A 14,998-nucleotide genomic window follows, 5' to 3' on the forward strand; every position below is an offset into this window, starting at 1 on the left:
GGGTCAGCGGGACCGGCGGTCCCGGACCCGGCGGTAGCTCCAGATCAGCAGGGCGAACAGGATGAGGCCGGACAGGATCAGGCTCGACCCGGTGCTCCAGCCGCCGAACGGGAGGCCGGGCACGAGGCCCCAGACCACGCCGGCGCCGATGAGCCCGAGCCCGGCGCACACCGAGCCGGCGATCCGCAGCGGCGAGGACACGCTGTCCTCGGCGGCCTTCATCGCCCTGTCCCGGACCGGGTCGACGTAGCGTTCCAGCGCGGGGAACTCCGACGCCAGGATGAGCAGGCCGGCGAGCACCAGCAGCAGCCCTGGGCCGGGCAACACCAGCAGCGCGACCCCGACCAGGACGATCACGCCGCCCAGGACGGCCAGGGACACGCGCTTCACCGGGTTCGCTCCAGCCATGGTGCCCGCCATTGTGACCCGCGCCCGCCGGTCGCGCCCGCCGGTGTCCTGTGCTGACCGACAGTGCCCCGCGCCGACCGACAGTGCCCTTTGCTGACCGGTGGTGGCCCGCGCCGGCCGACAGTGCCCGGTCGTGTCCTGTGCTGACCGACAGTGCCCCGCGCCGGCCGACAGTGCCCTTTGCTGACCGGTGGTGCCGGCACCGGGCAGGTCGTGGCACCGGGCAGGTCGTGGCCGCTGCCAGGCGTCCTGCTGCGCGCGCCCGGCTCAGGCGTCCTCCTTGCGAGCCCGGCTGGGCGCGACCCGCGGTGGCTCGTTGGGCATCTTCGGGTAGACCGGCGGCCACGGGGCGTCCATCAGGCCGTCGGCCATGTCCCGCTCGTGCAGGGCGAGCAGCGGATCGAGCGACTGCGCCGGCATGGCGGCCCACGGGTCGCCGCGCTGGGCCAACCGGGCCGGCACGCTCGCGAGAGTGAGCTCGCGGGGTTCGATCGCGGCCAGCTCGGCCCACTCGAACGGGGTCGACACCTGCCCGTGTGGGTTGGCCCGCACGCACCACGCGCCGAACACTGTCTTGTGCGGGGCGTTCTGGTTGAAGTCCACGAACACCCGGGCGCCGCGCTCCTCCTTCCACCAGGCCGCGGTCAGCAGGTCCGGTCGGCGCCGCTCGAGCTCCCTCGCCACGGCCACCGCGGCGGCGCGCACGGCGAAGCCGTCCCACCGGGGCGCCAGGCGCGCGTAGACGTGGATGCCCCTGTTCCCGGTCGTCTTGGGGAAGCTGGCCACCCCCAGCTCGTCGAGCAGAGCCCGCGTCTCGGCGGCCCCCTCCCGGATCATCGCGAACGTGACCCCGGGGCTCGGGTCGAGGTCGATGCGCAGCTCGTCGGCGTGCTCGGGGTCGGCCGCGGTGTTGGGCCAGACGTGGAAGCCGAGGCAGCCCATGTTGACCGCCCACAGCACGTGCGCGAGGTCGGCGGCCACCAGCGCGTCGGATGTCGTGCCGTTCGGGGTGGACACCCGGGTGGTGGTGAGCCACGGGTCGGCCTTGGTCGGCGCCACCCGCTTCTGGAAGAACGAGGAGCCACCGACCCCGCCGGGAAAGCGCTGCAGCAGCACCGGGCGACCGCCCATGGCCGCCATCAGCGCGTCGCCGACCGCCAGGTAGTAGCGCGCCAGGTCGAGCTTGGTGTCACCCCGCTCGGGAAAGAACACCTTGCCCGGGTTGGTGATCCGCACCGCCCGGCCGGCCACGTCGAGCACCTCGACGTCGCCACTCTTGCCGTCACTCTGGCCCACCGGAGGACCGTACCCCGAGAACCGGACCACCTGCGGCGATGCGGCCCGCGTCCGCAGCCGAAGAGTCCCACCGTGGCCGCCAGCTCGAACGCGCCCTTGCGGCCGGGCCTGCGCATCGCCGAGACCCAGCGCGGGTTCAGCTGTTGTGCTCAACTCTTCGCGACGTCGTATACGAGGTGCGTCACGCGGTCCCCGCGGATGATCTGCGAAGGGTTGTCCAGCAGGATCGGACCGGCCAGCGACCCGGTCGCGAAGAACGGGCGGCCAGAACCGAACACCACGGGGACGAGATTGACGACGACCTGGTCGATGAGGCCGAGCCGCAGTGCCTGTCCTCCGATCTCGCCACCGGCCACGTCGACGACCCGGTCGCCTGTGTGGTCCGGCACTCGTCCTCACCGCCGGTGAAGGACCAGCTGACGTCTCCGTTGCCGTAGAAGTCGAAGAGCGGCCCGACCCCGTCGTGGTCGTCGGCGATGAAGCCGTCCAGCGAGACCGCCGCGCCCATCATTGCCTTGCCCATCCCGACTCTCCTCCACCTCGCTCCGACGAGTAACCGGACGCGCCCTGTCGACCCCTCACGCAGACGTGCCGACCGGTGGCGGTGCCCATGCGACCGGCGTTCGCGGTGCCGCGCGCCCACTCGACGACGCGGGAGGTCGGGACAGCGACGTGGGAAGTCGGGACAGCGACGTGAGAGGACGACACGCCGGGCGGGTCGGGAGGGCGACCGCGACTTGGGACTCTCCGGCCAGCCGGGAGTTCGGACGTGATGGTGGGCATTGTGGCTAGCCACCCATGCGGACCGGCGGGCCGCCCATCACGGGACCGCCGCCGGGCGGCATGGTGCGGCCGCTGGGGCCGGTCTGCTGGTCCGCGCTCGGCAGCGGCGTGTCGAGGTCTGCGAGGACCACTCGCTCGCCTTCCTCCAGGCCCGTCTCGATCTCCGTCCGAAGTGGACCGACAGCGCCCACGGTCACCTCCCGTGGGGTCGACTCGGCTCCCGCCAGCACTGTCACCGTCGAGGGGGTGCCGTTGTGGACCGCGGACGTGGGCACGGTGAGCACACCCTCCGCGGTGTCGATCACGATGGCCACGCCCGCAGTGCTGCCGGCGGGCATCGCGGCGGTCGGCTCGTCGACGGTGATCGTGACGGGGTAGGCGACGGACTCGGCGGAGTCGTCGGCCAGCAGGCCGATCCGGCTGACGGTTCCCTCGATCCCGGCCGTCGAGCCGGACGGGGTCACCGTGGCGGTCTGGCCGACCTCGATCTCGCCGATCCGCTCCACCGGCACGGTCGTCTCGACCACCGCGGCGCCGGCGCCGATCAGCACCACCACCGGGTTTCCCGCGCTGACGTCGTCGCCCGCCGCGACCCCGACCGACGCCACCGTGCCGGCGATCGGCGCGGTCAGCGTGACCTGCGCGAGTGCCTGGTCCGCTTGGCGGAGGCCGGACTCCGCGGTGTCGACGGCCGCCTGGTCGGTGGCGATCGTCGCCGCGGTGGGTGCACCGTCCGGTTGCGAGTCGCGGGAGTCCCCGTCTGGAGTGTCCATTTCGGACGCGGCCGAGTTCATCGCCGCGGCGAGCTCGTCGATCTTCTTCTGCAGGACGCCCTGTGCGTCCGCGACGGCGTCCTGTGTGGACATCGCGTCGGCGAGCGCGTCGGCGCAGGCGGCATCGGGTGCGGCACCGTCGGCTTCCGGTTGGGTGTCGTCGGGTGCCGGGGCTTCGGCGCAGGCCTTGGTCTGCGCGGCCAGTGCCGCCTTCGACGCGGCGATCGCCTTGCCCGCGGCGGTCTGTGCCGCGCGGACAGCCTGCTGCTGCTCGCGCAGCGCCTGCCCGTCGGTGCCGGTCTCGTCGGGGCCTGGCTCGTCGGCGCCGGTGTCGGTGTCGCTGTCCGCCGCGACGGACTCCTCCTGCTTGCGCTGGTCGGCTTCCAGCGTGGCCTTCGCCTCCGCGAGGTCGGCCTCGGCGGCGTCGGCCGCGGCCTGGAGCCCGGCGCTGTCGAGGGTGGCCAGCCGCTGCCCCGCGCTCACCTGCTGGCCCTGCCGCACGGACACCTCCGCCAGCGTGCCGTCGACCCCGAACGACACGTCCGCCCGGTTGACGAAGTCGACGGTTCCGCTGGTGGCCACGGTTTGCGCCACGTCGCCGACCGTGGCCGTGGCGAACCGGTACCGGTCGGCCGGATCGTCGTCGTCGTCGGCGAACGCGACCACGCCCACCGACGCGCCGATGCCCACGACCACCACGACCGCGGTCCACCTGAGAACGGGACGCATGAATCTCCTCACTCGCTGCGCAATGCGTCGATGGGGGTGAGCCGCGCCGCGCGGCCGGCCGGGTAGACCCCGAAGCCGAGGCCGATGGCGAGCGCGACCCCGATGGCCGCGACGGTCGCGGTCACCGACACGCTCACCGGCTGGTCGATCAGGTCGGGCAGCAGGAACGCGCCGGCGATCCCGAGACCGACCCCGACGACCCCACCGACCGTGCCGAGCACGCCGGCCTCGACGAGGAACTGCCGGCGGATCGCGCGCGGGGTGGCGCCGAGCGCCTTGCGCAGGCCGATCTCCCGGATCCGCTCGGTGACCGCGACCAGCATGATGTTCATGACCCCGATGCCGCCCACGAGCAGGGAGATCGCGGCGACCCCGCCGAGCAGGATCGTCAGCGTGCGGTTCGTGGCGTTCGCGGTCTCCAGCAACGACTCCTGGGTGGAGATGGAGAAGTCGGCCTCGGCGGTGGCGTCAGCGCTGCCGTGGAGGTTGCGCAGCAGCGCGGTGATCTCCTGGTGGGCCGCGCTGAGGACCTGCGCCGACGCCGCCTGCACGTAGATCGTCGACACCGACCCGGTGGCCGCCCCGGTGACCCGCTTGGCGGTGCCGATCGGGACCAGCGCCAGGTCGTCCTCGCTCGAGGACGCGGCGGAGGCGCCGGTCGGCTCGAGCACCCCAACAACCGTCATGGGCGTGCCGCCGACGGTCACCTTCCGGCCGACCGGGCTGCCGAAGGCGAACAGCTCCGACGCGGTGTCCGAGCCCAGCACGACGACATCGGCGGCACCGGTGACCTCGTCCTCGGTGAGGAACCGTCCCGACCGCAGCGTCCGGCTGCGCACCGACGGCCACGTCGTGGTCGTCCCCACCACGCTCGTCGTCCAGTTCTCCGTCCCCGCGGTCAGCGACAGCGAGTCCTGCGTCACCGGCGCGACCGCCGCGATGTCGGGCGCCACCTCCCGCGAGGCGAGCGCGTTGGCGTCGTCCAGGGTCAGCGTCGACGCGGACCCGAAACCGCCGCGCATCCCGGACTCGGAGGTGCTGCTGCCCGGCGACACGATCAGCAGGTTGCTGCCCAGCGCGTCGATCTGCTGGCGCACCTGGTCCTGGGCGCCGAGGCCGAGCCCGACGGTGAGGATCACCGACGAGACGCCGATGACGATGCCGAGCATCGTGAGCCCGGACCGGAGCCGGTGCGCGCGGATCGCGTCGAGTCCACTTCGGAATGTCTCGGTCCAGTTCACGGCACCAGCACCCCGTCGGCCAGCACGCCGTCCCGGATCAGCACGGTGCGTTGCGCCCGCGCGGCCACGTCGTGCTCGTGGGTGATCAGCACGATCGTTCGGCCCGCCGCGTGCAACTCGGTGAACAGCCCCAGCACGTCGGCCGAGGAGGTGGAGTCGAGGTTGCCGGTCGGCTCGTCGGCCAGCAGCAGCGCCGGGTCGGTCACCAGCGCGCGGGCCACCGCGACCCGCTGCTGCTGGCCGCCGGACAGCTCGCCCGGCCGGTGCTCGAGCCGGTCGGACAGACCCACCCGCGCGAGCGCCGCCGCCGCGCGGTCCCGGCGCTCGTGGCGCGGGACGCCCGCATAGGCCAGCGGCAGCTCGACGTTGCGGCACGCGGTCATGCTGGGCAACAGGTTGAACTGCTGGAAGACGAACCCGATCCGCTTGTTGCGGATGGTGGCGAGGTGGCTCTCGGGCAGCTCGCCGACGTCACCCCCGGCGAGCCGGTAGCTGCCGGACGTCGGCGCGTCGAGGCAGCCGATGATGTGCATCAGGGTCGACTTGCCCGAGCCGGACGGTCCGGCGACGGCGACGTACTCGCCCTCGCCGATCGTGACCGACACGCCCCGCAACGCCTCCACCTCGACCGTGCCCGTCGCGTAGGTCTTGCGCACGTCCCGCATCTCGATGATCGGCGCCGTCACTTGCCGCCACCACCGGGAATCATGCCGCCGCCGGGTACCTGGCCGCCGCCACCGCCGGGGAACACGCGCGGACCCTGGTCGTCGCTGTCCCCGCCGCCACCCCCGGGTGGTCGGGTGAAGCCGGCGATCTCGACCTCGTCGCCCTCGGCGAGCCCGGACACGATCTCGGTCTGCGGGCCGTACGCGGTGCCGATCTCCACGACGGTCCTGGTCCGTTCGCCGCCGACGATCTTGTAGACGTAGGTGGTGTCGCCATCGCTGTGCAAGGCCTGGCTGGGCACGGTGAGCACGTTCTCCCGTTCCTCGACGACGATCGAGACGGTCGCGGACGAGCGGGCGAAGATGTCGTCGCGCTCGCCGGTGACGTCGACCGTGACCGGGAACGTGGCCGCACCGGAGTCGGCGGTCTCGGCGACGAGCCCGACGGTGGTGACCGTTCCCTCGACGGGCTCGGTCGCGTCCACCGGGGTGATCTCCGCCTGCTGGCCGGCCTCGACCCGCTCGACGTCGGAGCTGGCGACGCTCGCCTCGACGACGTACCGGTTCGTGGAAACGACGGTGACCTGTGCCGTCGTGCTGCCGTCGGACTGGTCGTCGGGTTCCGTCGGCGAGTCGCCCGACGGCTGGTCTCCCCCGACCCGGTCGCCCACGGCGACGTCGACGGCCACGACCGTGCCCGCGATCGTCGCCCGCAGCCGCGCCTGGTCGAGGGAGTCCTGCGCGGCGGTCAGCCGGCTCCGGGCCGAGACCACAGCGGCGTCGTCCGCGGCGAGCTGCGGGTCCGAGGCATCCGCGGCGGTGTCGTCGTCGCGCCGGGCCTCGGCGGCGTCGAGGGTGGACTCGGCGGCGTCGACCTCGGCCCGCAGCAGCTCGTCGTCGACCGTGGCGAGCACCTGCCCGGCGGTGACCGTGTCGCCCTCGGCGACCAGCACGCCGGTGACCTCGCCGGACACCCCGAACGCGAGGTCGGCCTTGTGCGCGGGCTGGACGGTGCCGGTGGCGGCCACCGTCCGGCGCTGCGTGCCGGAGGTGGCCGTCGCGGTCATGTCCTGGGGCGTGGGCTCCGCCGCCGACGGCCCGACCACCAGCCACGCCCCGACCCCGCCTGCGCCGACCACGACCGCCGCGGCCAGCCACAGCACCCGCTTTCTCCCGCGTGGCAACCGAAGACCCACCTGTACTCCTCACCGATGGCAATGCCGATGGCACTGCTGAACCCCCGGTGACGGAGCTTCGGGCCCGCATCTGTGCCGCACCTTCGACCGAGCTGTGGATTACCTATGAGAACCGGCCTCCACAGTGGACGGCGCGGGTCAGCTGTCGCAGCCGGTGCCGTCGCCGTCGCGGTCGAGGTCGTAGATGTCGCTGCCGATCACGGTGACGGGGCCTTGCACGTAGGCCGGGCCGTTGCCGCTGCCTCCCGCGCAGTCGACGTCCGGCGCCACCGGCACGCAGCCGCTGTAGTTGGGGTCGCACGCCGGCTGGGGTTCGGGCTCGGGCTCCGGCGGCGGAGGTGCCGGCGCCTCGGTGGTCGGCTTCGGGGCCGGCTTGGGCTTGGGGACCACGGGCTTCGGCGCAACGGTCGTCGTGGCGGTCGGCGGGAGCGTGGTCGTCGTCGTGATCGCCGTGGTGGTGCTGTCATCGGCTGTCGACGGTGCCGGGTCGTCCTCCTGGCCCACCAGCGCGGCGATGAGGATGATGCCGGCGACGACGGACGCGGCGATCCACGCAGGGCGACGCCAGCGGGGGGCGGGCGGCGCGGGTGGCACCGCCGCCTCCGGTGCCGAGCCGGGGAACGGGACGGGCGGCGGGACGGGCCGCGTTGCGGGGAACGGCATCGCGCCGCTGGTGCGGCGGGGTAGTCGGAGGATGACCTCGAGCCCCTTGTCGCCCAGCTGGATCATCGCCTCGCAGCCGGGCGTACCGCCGCGCGCGGCGGCCTGCGCGACGAGCGCGCCGTAGCGCTGGGTCATCAGGTGGGTCAGCTCGCCGACCCGGTGCCCGTCGAGGCGCACCTCGATGGCCCGTTCGCCGCGATGCTTTCCGGTGCCGATCGCGCACCAGCCGAGCTCCACCGCCACCGACCGCGACGCACCAGGGGCGACGCGGTAGCGGGACAGCACGGCCTGGTGATATTCCTCGCGGGTGACCGTGACCAACACGGCGGCTTCCAACATCACGAGACCCGCGGACGAGTTCTCGACCATGTGCACTCCCAGACGCTGAACGACGTACGCCTGTGCATCGGCGCACCGGCGAATGCGTTACCGCGAATTTCGGCTGAGTATGGTTCGCCCATGACACCGGAGGAGATCAGGGATTTCGCGCTCGGGCTGCCCGAGACCGCCCAGGACCACCCGTTCGGACCGGACACGAACGTCTACAAGGTGGCGGACAAGGTATTCGCGATTCTCCAGCCGGGCGGGGACCCACCACAAGTCACGCTGAAATGCGAACCGAGCCTGGCGCTGGAGCTGCGGGCCCAGTTTCCCGCGGTGCGCGCGGGATACCACGTCAACAAGAAGCACTGGAACACCGTGACGCTGGACGGAAGCGTCCCGGACGATGAATTGTGCGAGATGGTCGAGCATTCCTACGACCGGGTGGTTTCCGGCCTCCCGAAAGCCGTGCGCACGCGCCTGACCGGCGAAAGTAGCTAATTTCCGGCCGGCTGCTCATCGGAGCCGCCAACTGCCATCACATGGCCCGCGGTCGCGCGGGTGTTCGGCCAGCTGGTCGCGCCACCAGGGGTTTCCACGAAACCCCGAACAAGCCCGGTCGGGATGGACGCCGACATGACGAGCCGCTACCCGCACCCGTTCTCCGGCGGCCAGCGGCAGCGCATCGGCATCGCCCGCGGGCCGGCCCTCGAACCCGACGCGCTCATCTGCGACGAGCCGGTCTCCGCGCTCGACGTCTCGGTCCAGGCACAGGTGATCAACCTGCGCGCGGACCTGCGCCGCAGGCTCGGCGTGGGGGTCGTCTTCATCGCCCACGACCTGTCCGTCGTGCGGCACCTGGCCGACCGGGTCGCGGTCATGTACCTGGGGCGGGTCGCGGAGGTCGGCGGGACCGCGTCGATCTACGACGAGCCGGCGAACCCGTACACGCAGGCGCTGCTGTCCGCGGTGCCCTCGCCGGACCGGGCGGCGCGGGGGCGCCGCGTCCGCACCGGCGAGCCGCCGTCACCCATCGACCCGCCCACCGGCTGCCGGTTCAACCCGCGCTGCTGGCTGGCACAGGACATCTGCCGGCACGACGCTCCCCCGCTGCGGGAGATCGGCGACCACGGCCCGCGCAGCGCGTGCCACTTCGCCGAGGAGGCGCTGCGCTCACCGTGACTCAGCGGGACGCGTGTGCGCGGCCGGCCCGGAAGAACCTCAGGATCGCCGCCGCGTCGCCCAGCTCGCGGGTCGGGTGGGCCGCGCCGAAGGGCGCGTTCCAGAAGGCGCCCGGACGGGGCTCGTGCGGTCCGACGTAGGCGTACGGCTCGGGAATGAGCTGGTCGCCGGGTGAGACGCCGTAGTTGACGTCGCCGAGGGTGATGCCGACGTCGAGGTGCTCCGGCCACAGCACCTGGTCCTCCTCGGGGGCGAAACCGCGCAGCGCCACGTCACCGGCCAGCAGGGCGTCGGTGATCGTTCGGGTGGCCTCCGGGTCGAGCGTGATCAGCTCGTCGGGCTTCACGCCGGAGCCCTCGTCATAGACCCCGGCCGGGTCGCCCACGTCGACGGCCACGGCGTACGCCACGTCCGCGTAGGTCCGCCCGTCCAGCTCGACCCGCACGTCGCCCGTGACCAGGTGCATGCCGTCGAGCCGCAGGTCGGGTTTCGCGATCGTGGCGAAGCCGCCCTCGGTGACGCGCAGCCGGATGTCGGCACTCCTCCGGTACTGCGGCCCGGCCAGGATCAGCTCGGCGACGCCGTGCAGCGATCGTCTGGTCGTCGTCAGTGACGGCGGGGCCATCTTTGTCTCTCCTCGGGTGATGGAGGGCCGGTGCGCGGCGCCGGCGTGGCCGGCCGCGTATCGCAGTATCGCTCTGCCGCGCCGCGCCGCGGGGTTCGGGGCCCCTGGTGCCTCACAAACCGGGGCAGCGGGTGTGCTCGGGTGGGGTGCGCAGGCTGACCAGGTAGTCGTGGCCGGTCCGGTTCACGCAGTCGTCGCTGGCCAGGTACACGGTGTGCCGGTAGCCCTCGTAGGTCACGAGGTCGGCGCCGAGCCGCTCGGCCATCGCGACGCCGTTCGCGTACGGGGTGGCGGCGTCGCCGGTCGTGGCCATCACGAGGACGGGTGGCGGGTCCGGAGCGCCGGTGATCGGCTCGGCCACCGGCGGCACCAGCCAATGTGGACAGACGAGGGCCTCGACATCGACCGCGGGGAGCCGCCAGGTCCCGCCAGGGCCCGCGGAGGTTCGCAGGTCGGTCAGGGTCGCGACCGGGTCGGCCGGGAACTCGCCGTCCACGCAGTCGACCGCGAGCCTGACGTCGAGGCCACCGGCGGCGTAGGACCCGTCCGCCTGCCGGTCGAGGATCCGGTCGGCCAGCTCGAGGAGCTTGCCGGCGTCGCCATGTTCCAGATCCGCCAGCAGCTGGCTGAGCACCGGCCACGAGCTGCTGTTGTAGAGCTGGGAGGTGACCAGGTAGGCGATGTCCCGTGTGGACAGTTCGCGGTCGCCGACCGGGTAGGGCGCGCGCGCGAGCAGGTCGTCGAGCTCGCGCGCCGCCACCGCCGGGTCGGTGCCCACCGGGCAGTCGGGTCGCCGCGCGCAGGAGGTGGCGTACGCGGTGAAGGCGGCGGTCAGCGCGGTCAGTTGGGCACGCAGCTGCTCGACCGGCGGCGCGGTCGGATGCACCGAGCCGTCGAGCACCATGGCCCGGACCCGGCCGGGGAACGCGGAGGCGTAGGCGGCACCGACCCGGGTGCCGTACGAGCGGCCGAAGTAGCTGAGCTTCTCCTCGCCGAGCGCCGCGCGCAGGACGTCCAGGTCCCGCACGGTCTCGCGGGTGCCGACGTGCGAGAGGAGCTCGGTGTCCTTCGCGCAGCCGTCCGCGAGCAGCTCGCCGACCGCGACCACCTCGGCCGAGCTGTCCACGGTCGGCTCCGCGGTCGGCTCCGCGGGCAGCGCCCGGAGCGCGTCGAGCGCCTGGTCGGGCAGGCAGGCGACGAGTGGCCGGCTGGCCCCGACCCCGCGCGCGTCGAACCCGACGAGGTCGAACCGGTCCCGCAGCGGCTCGGCCGCGAGCTGGTAGGCGACCCCGGCGGCCAGCGACATCCCGGAGTCCCCCGGCCCGTCCGGGCTCACGACGAGCGCCCCGATCCGCCGGTCCGCCCGCTCGACCCGGTGCCGCAGCACGCCGAGCGACACGCGGGCACCGTCCGGCTTCGCGTAGTCCAGCGGAACCGCGAGCCGCGCGCACTCCGCGCTGCGGACGAAGAACACGTCGCCGGCGCAGGACCCCCACGCCAGCTGCTGGCGGTAGTACCAGGGCCCGGCCTCCGACGAGGCGCCCACCTCGGGCGGCACCCCCACCCCTGACGACGAGAACATCCCGGCCACCACCAACACCGCGACGATCATCAGGAGCCGAGCTCGCATCGGGCCACCCTATAGCCGCCCGAGGGCGGCGCCCACAGTCCAGCGCCCAGCGGTCGTCGTGCGCCCGGCAACTGTCCTGTGTGGACAGCTGAGGGTCTGGTCAGTACCGCGGCCCCCATACCACCAGGCCGGCGATGGTCGGGCGGTGGTCGGAGGCCTCGGTGGGGCGCACGGTGCTGACGACCGGCAGCGCGTCGGTCAGGACGTAGTCGATCCGCGCCGCCGGGGCCTCCGCCGGGTAGGTGAAGCCGTCGCCGCGACCGGCCTCGGCGTGGCTGTCGGCGAGGATCGCGGTCAGCGTCCTTACCTCGGGGGTGTCCGGCGTCGCGTTCAGGTCTCCGGTCAGCACCACCGGTTCCGCGGCGGACCGGACGGCCGCCGCGACGGCGTTCGCCTGCAGCACCCGGGCCTCGGCGTTGTCGTGCTGGAAGTGGGTGGTCATCGCGCGCACGTCGAGACCGCGGACGTTCAGCACGGCCTCGAGCAGGCCGCGCTGCTCCTCCTCCGGCCGGGCCTTGGGCAGCAAGGTGTTGTGCCACTCCAGGATCGGGTACCGGGACAGGATCGCGGTGCCGTACTGCCGGCGCGGCCGGCCAGGCGCGGGCGGCTCGAGGTCGAGGTTCGCGCCGTACACCACGTGCATGCCGAGCCGGCGGGCGAGTTCCGCCGGCTCGTCGGTCCAGCCGCTGCGCTCACCGTAGTTTCGGTCGACCTCCTGCAGCCCGATCACGTCCGCGCGCGTGTGCCGGATCTCCGTGGTCAGCCGGTCGAGGTCGAACACGCCGTCGAGCCCCGCCGCGTGGTGGATGTTGAACGACAGCACGGTCAGCGGACGGACCGAGGGCGCTCGCTGGTCGGCGGCCGCGGGTGTGGCGAGCCCGACAACGGTCAGCAGGGCGAGTAGTGGCACCAGGTGGGTTCGACGCATGCGCGCCATGCAACCGCATCGCGGTGATCCCGAGATGGCGGGGGGACGAAGTCCGCGAGAACGTCGGCGTCAGACGACCGAGGCTCCGTCGTCGTCCGCGTCGTCCTCGGCGAGCTTCCACGTCAGCTGGAACTCGATCTCCTCCTCGCCGTCGCCGCGTTCGTGCTCGATGGAGAACTCGGCTCGCGCCGGGACGCGGAACCGCTCGCCCGCGATCTGGATCCGGAAGGACGTCCCCGACTCCAGCGCGTCTGCGAGGCGGCGGAGCTTCGCGACCACGTCCGCGGTCGAGTAGATGCGTTCGATGTCCCTCGCTGCGCCGGTCACATGACCTCCGTTGTCGAGCGCCCTCGGTGCGGGCGCCGGTGCGGGCACATTCAACCGTGTGCCCGCACCGTGCGCCCGAGCGGTTCGGTGCCGGCGGGAAACCGGTAGACAGGAGCGCATGGAGATTCGTCCAGGGGACACGCGGGACGTGTCGGTGCTGCTCGACTTCTTCGACGAGGCGGTCGAGTGGATGGTGTCGCGGGGCAACACCGAGCAGTGGGGCACCGAGCCGTGGTCGGCGCAGCCGCGGCGGGTCGAGCGGATCGGGCGCATGGCCGCCGACGGCGAGCTGTGGATCGCCGAGGTCGACGGGGAGCCTGCCGGGGCGCTGATCGTCAGCGACCGGAAGATGGACTACGCGCCGCCGGTCGACGAGCCCGAGCTGTACGTGGTGCTGCTGCTCGTCTCCCGGCGCCACGCCGGCGAGAAGATCGGCACGACGCTGCTCGACCACGCCCGGGACCGGGCCGGCTCGCGCGGCGTCGGGCTGATGCGGGTGGACTGCTACGCGGGCGGCACGGGCGACCTCGTGCGCTACTACACCCGCGCCGGCTACACCCCCACCGAGACGTTCTCCGTCGGCGACTGGCCCGGCCAGCTGTTCGAGCTACGCCTCTAGCCGGGCGCCGCGCAGGTACACCGCGCGGATCCGGTGCAGCACCGCCGGATCCGCGATCGGGTCGCCCCGGACGACGAGCACGTCGGCGTCGTAGCCGGGGGCGATGCGGCCCTTGCGATGCCCGAGGCCGCAGACCGCCGCGGCGTGCGAGGTGCTCGCGCGCAACGCCTCGGCCGGGGTCAGCCCGATCCCGGTGAGCTGGCCGACGGCCCAGCGGAGCACGTCGTGCGGCTTGGCCGGGCCGACGCCGCCGTCGGTGCCGGCGTTGACCGGCGCGCCCGACGCGTGGAGCAGGCGGGCGTTCGCGAGCAGCGCCGGCAGCCGCGCGGTCATGGCGGGCAGCGGCTCGACGCCCGGGCCCGGGGCGATGCCCAGCGTGATGCCGAGCGTGACGCGCCGGTCGGCGATCGTGCGGACCAGGGCGGGCGGTGCGGGGTCGACGCCGTCGGCGGTCATGAACGTGACGTGCTCCAGGCCGTCGACGCCGGCGGCCACCGCGTCGGCCACAGCCTGGGTGCCGTGCGCGTGCGCGGTGACCGGCAGGCCGTGCCGGTGCGCCTCGTCGACGGCGGCGCGCAGCTCGTCGGTGCCGAACTGCGGCACCTCGGGCCGCGTCCCCGGGGTGAGGTTGCCGCCGCTCGCCATGATCTTGACGACGTACGCCGCGCTCGGCGTGCTCGCGGACGGCCGCGCGCACGTCGGTGGTGGCGCCGCCGAGGTAGTGGCAGTGCCCGCCGGGAGTGGTGATCGGCGGTCCGGCCGCGACGATCGTGGGCAGCGTCGGGTCGGCCGCGCAGCGCAGCGCGAGGGACAGGTAGTCGCGGTCGCCGAGGTCGCGCACGGTGGTCACCCCGCCGCGGGCGGCGTGCCGGGCGGCGTCGGCCATGGCGGCGAGCGCGGCGTCGTCGTCGCGGGCGGCGAGGGCGCCGACCGGGTCGGCGGACGCGTCGAACGCCAGGTGCACGTGGGTGTCGACGAGGCCGGGGAGCAGCGTCGCGCCGAGGAACTCGACGACGTTCGCGTCGGGCGGCAGGGCCGCGGACGGGCCGGAGTCGACCGCGGTGATCGTGCCGCCGTCCAGGACGACGGTCGGGTCGGGGACGAGCGTGGCGCTGGTCCCGTCGTAGAGCCAGGCGGCGCGCAGGACGGTGCGCGTGCGGCGCTCGGACGTGGTGGTGGTCATGCCGGAAGCGTGGCGCCGGCACCCCGCCAGCCGCGTCGTGGCGACTACTCAGCGCCGGTACTCATCTCCTGGCCCACCACCCAGGCGGCGATCTGCGCGCGGCTCGTGAACCCGAGCTTGCCGAGGATGTGCTGCACGTGGTTCTCCGCGGTCCGCTCGCTGATGTGCGCGGCCGCGGCGATCTGGCGGCTGGTCAGCCCCTGCGACACCAGCACGGCGATCTCCCGCTCCCGCTTGGTGAGCGGACCGGCCACCTGCCCGGACAGCGACGCGGCGAGCGTCGCGCAGTCGCGGCGCAGCGGGGCCATGCCGAGCCGGTCGGCGACCGCGCCGGCCGACTCCGCGAGCGCCGCCGCCTCCGCCTCGTCCCCCGGCCGCCGGCGCCGGGCCAGCACGCGGGCCAGGTGGTAGCGCGCGGTCGCGGCGAAC

General features: G+C 73.5%; 16 protein-coding genes and 3 pseudogenes. 4 read left to right on the forward strand and 15 right to left on the reverse strand.

Features of this window, described 5'->3' with window-relative positions; all coding sequences use genetic code 11:
* Positions 1-3: 3 nt before the first annotated feature.
* The 8 genes and pseudogenes from GEV28_RS27295 to GEV28_RS27330 all read right to left on the reverse strand — a co-directional run bounded on the left by GEV28_RS27295 (position 4) and on the right by GEV28_RS27330 (position 8,123).
* Positions 4-408, reverse strand: a complete 405-nt coding sequence (locus tag GEV28_RS27295; protein WP_291415118.1) for a PGPGW domain-containing protein — start codon at positions 406-408, stop codon at positions 4-6.
* A 267-nt stretch (positions 409-675) separates the two neighbouring features.
* Positions 676-1,704, reverse strand: a complete 1,029-nt coding sequence (gene ligD / locus GEV28_RS27300) for a non-homologous end-joining DNA ligase (protein ID WP_291415119.1) — start codon at positions 1,702-1,704, stop codon at positions 676-678.
* Positions 1,705-1,853: 149 nt separating this feature from the next.
* Positions 1,854-2,227: pseudogene (locus GEV28_RS27305) on the reverse strand (hypothetical protein).
* 265 nt (positions 2,228-2,492) lie between these two features.
* Positions 2,493-3,989 carry an HlyD family efflux transporter periplasmic adaptor subunit gene (locus GEV28_RS27310; protein ID WP_291415121.1) on the reverse strand — a complete coding sequence of 499 codons (1,497 nt, stop codon included), beginning with the start codon at positions 3,987-3,989 and terminating at the stop codon, positions 2,493-2,495.
* Positions 3,990-3,997: 8 nt separating this feature from the next.
* Positions 3,998-5,230: an ABC transporter permease gene (locus GEV28_RS27315; protein WP_291415122.1), complete on the reverse strand. Its 1,233-nt coding sequence runs from the start codon at positions 5,228-5,230 to the stop codon at positions 3,998-4,000.
* Positions 5,227-5,895: an ABC transporter ATP-binding protein gene (locus GEV28_RS27320; RefSeq protein WP_291415142.1), complete on the reverse strand. Its 669-nt coding sequence runs from the start codon at positions 5,893-5,895 to the stop codon at positions 5,227-5,229. Before GEV28_RS27320 ends, GEV28_RS27315 begins: the two co-directional genes overlap by 4 nt.
* A gap of 17 nt (positions 5,896-5,912) precedes the next feature.
* Complete coding sequence (locus GEV28_RS27325) at positions 5,913-7,091, reverse strand: efflux RND transporter periplasmic adaptor subunit (RefSeq protein WP_291415124.1); 1,179 nt, start codon at positions 7,089-7,091, stop codon at positions 5,913-5,915.
* Positions 7,092-7,229: 138 nt separating this feature from the next.
* Entirely contained in the window at positions 7,230-8,123 is an 894-nt protein-coding gene (locus tag GEV28_RS27330; RefSeq protein WP_291415125.1) for a hypothetical protein, read from the reverse strand.
* A 90-nt stretch (positions 8,124-8,213) separates the two neighbouring features.
* On the opposite strand from GEV28_RS27330, the gene GEV28_RS27335 reads away from it, so the two are divergent.
* Together GEV28_RS27335 and GEV28_RS27340 are read left to right on the forward strand one after the other, a co-directional pair.
* Positions 8,214-8,576, forward strand: coding sequence for an MmcQ/YjbR family DNA-binding protein (locus GEV28_RS27335; RefSeq protein ID WP_291415127.1), 363 nt, complete (start codon positions 8,214-8,216; stop codon positions 8,574-8,576).
* Positions 8,577-8,693: 117 nt separating this feature from the next.
* Positions 8,694-9,257 (forward strand): annotated as a pseudogene (locus GEV28_RS27340) (oligopeptide/dipeptide ABC transporter ATP-binding protein); the annotation flags it as partial.
* Between the two features lies 1 nt (position 9,258).
* Here GEV28_RS27340 and GEV28_RS27345 read toward each other — a convergent pair.
* From GEV28_RS27345 to GEV28_RS27360, 4 genes are all read right to left on the reverse strand, one after another.
* Positions 9,259-9,882, reverse strand: a complete 624-nt coding sequence (locus tag GEV28_RS27345) for a hypothetical protein (RefSeq protein WP_291415129.1) — start codon at positions 9,880-9,882, stop codon at positions 9,259-9,261.
* A gap of 112 nt (positions 9,883-9,994) precedes the next feature.
* Positions 9,995-11,512, reverse strand: a complete 1,518-nt coding sequence (locus GEV28_RS27350; RefSeq protein WP_291415130.1) for an alpha/beta hydrolase — start codon at positions 11,510-11,512, stop codon at positions 9,995-9,997.
* Positions 11,513-11,612: 100 nt separating this feature from the next.
* On the reverse strand, positions 11,613-12,440 hold the full coding sequence (locus GEV28_RS27355; protein WP_291415131.1) for an endonuclease/exonuclease/phosphatase family protein: 828 nt from the start codon (positions 12,438-12,440) through the stop codon (positions 11,613-11,615).
* 69 nt (positions 12,441-12,509) lie between these two features.
* A complete protein-coding gene (locus tag GEV28_RS27360; RefSeq protein ID WP_291415133.1) occupies positions 12,510-12,767 on the reverse strand; it encodes an amphi-Trp domain-containing protein in 258 nt (85 codons plus the stop codon).
* 118 nt (positions 12,768-12,885) lie between these two features.
* On the opposite strand from GEV28_RS27360, the gene GEV28_RS27365 reads away from it, so the two are divergent.
* On the forward strand, positions 12,886-13,386 hold the full coding sequence (locus GEV28_RS27365; protein WP_291415135.1) for a GNAT family N-acetyltransferase: 501 nt from the start codon (positions 12,886-12,888) through the stop codon (positions 13,384-13,386).
* Here GEV28_RS27365 and GEV28_RS27370 read toward each other — a convergent pair.
* Together GEV28_RS27370 and GEV28_RS42580 are read right to left on the reverse strand one after the other, a co-directional pair.
* The gene (locus GEV28_RS27370) at positions 13,375-14,031 is read right to left on the reverse strand and encodes an amidohydrolase family protein (protein ID WP_291415137.1); all 657 of its coding nucleotides are present in this window, start codon (positions 14,029-14,031) and stop codon (positions 13,375-13,377) included. The two genes, GEV28_RS27365 and GEV28_RS27370, sit on opposite strands and share 12 nt — an antisense overlap.
* 58 nt (positions 14,032-14,089) lie before the next feature.
* Positions 14,090-14,344: pseudogene (locus tag GEV28_RS42580) on the reverse strand (amidohydrolase family protein); the annotation flags it as partial.
* Here GEV28_RS42580 and GEV28_RS27375 point away from each other — a divergent pair.
* Positions 14,229-14,513, forward strand: a complete 285-nt coding sequence (locus GEV28_RS27375; protein ID WP_291415139.1) for a hypothetical protein — start codon at positions 14,229-14,231, stop codon at positions 14,511-14,513. The pseudogene GEV28_RS42580 and the gene GEV28_RS27375 sit on opposite strands and share 116 nt — an antisense overlap.
* Positions 14,514-14,613: 100 nt before the next feature.
* On the opposite strand, the gene GEV28_RS27380 is transcribed toward GEV28_RS27375, so the two are convergent.
* Positions 14,614-14,998 (reverse strand): response regulator transcription factor (locus tag GEV28_RS27380; RefSeq protein WP_291415140.1); only part of this gene is annotated, 385 nt, incomplete at its 5' end.

The sequence above is a fragment of the Actinophytocola sp. genome, from assembly GCF_009379765.1.
Classification (GTDB): domain Bacteria; phylum Actinomycetota; class Actinomycetes; order Mycobacteriales; family Pseudonocardiaceae; genus Actinophytocola.

Bases quoted from the DNA above. Each gene is read 5' to 3' on its own strand.
- GEV28_RS27345 (WP_291415129.1), bottom strand. From the start codon at position 9,882: ATGGCCCCGCCGTCACTGACGACGACCAGACGATCGCTGCACGGCGTC.
- GEV28_RS27370 (WP_291415137.1), bottom strand. From the start codon at position 14,031: ATGGCGAGCGGCGGCAACCTCACCCCGGGGACGCGGCCCGAGGTGCCG.
- GEV28_RS27310 (WP_291415121.1), bottom strand. From the start codon at position 3,989: ATGCGTCCCGTTCTCAGGTGGACCGCGGTCGTGGTGGTCGTGGGCATC.
- GEV28_RS27320 (WP_291415142.1), bottom strand. From the start codon at position 5,895: ATGCGGGACGTGCGCAAGACCTACGCGACGGGCACGGTCGAGGTGGAG.
- GEV28_RS27330 (WP_291415125.1), bottom strand. From the start codon at position 8,123: ATGGTCGAGAACTCGTCCGCGGGTCTCGTGATGTTGGAAGCCGCCGTG.
- GEV28_RS27355 (WP_291415131.1), bottom strand. From the start codon at position 12,440: ATGCGTCGAACCCACCTGGTGCCACTACTCGCCCTGCTGACCGTTGTC.
- GEV28_RS27365 (WP_291415135.1), top strand. From the start codon at position 12,886: ATGGAGATTCGTCCAGGGGACACGCGGGACGTGTCGGTGCTGCTCGAC.
- GEV28_RS27350 (WP_291415130.1), bottom strand. From the start codon at position 11,512: ATGCGAGCTCGGCTCCTGATGATCGTCGCGGTGTTGGTGGTGGCCGGG.
- GEV28_RS27295 (WP_291415118.1), bottom strand. From the start codon at position 408: ATGGCTGGAGCGAACCCGGTGAAGCGCGTGTCCCTGGCCGTCCTGGGC.
- GEV28_RS27335 (WP_291415127.1), top strand. From the start codon at position 8,214: ATGACACCGGAGGAGATCAGGGATTTCGCGCTCGGGCTGCCCGAGACC.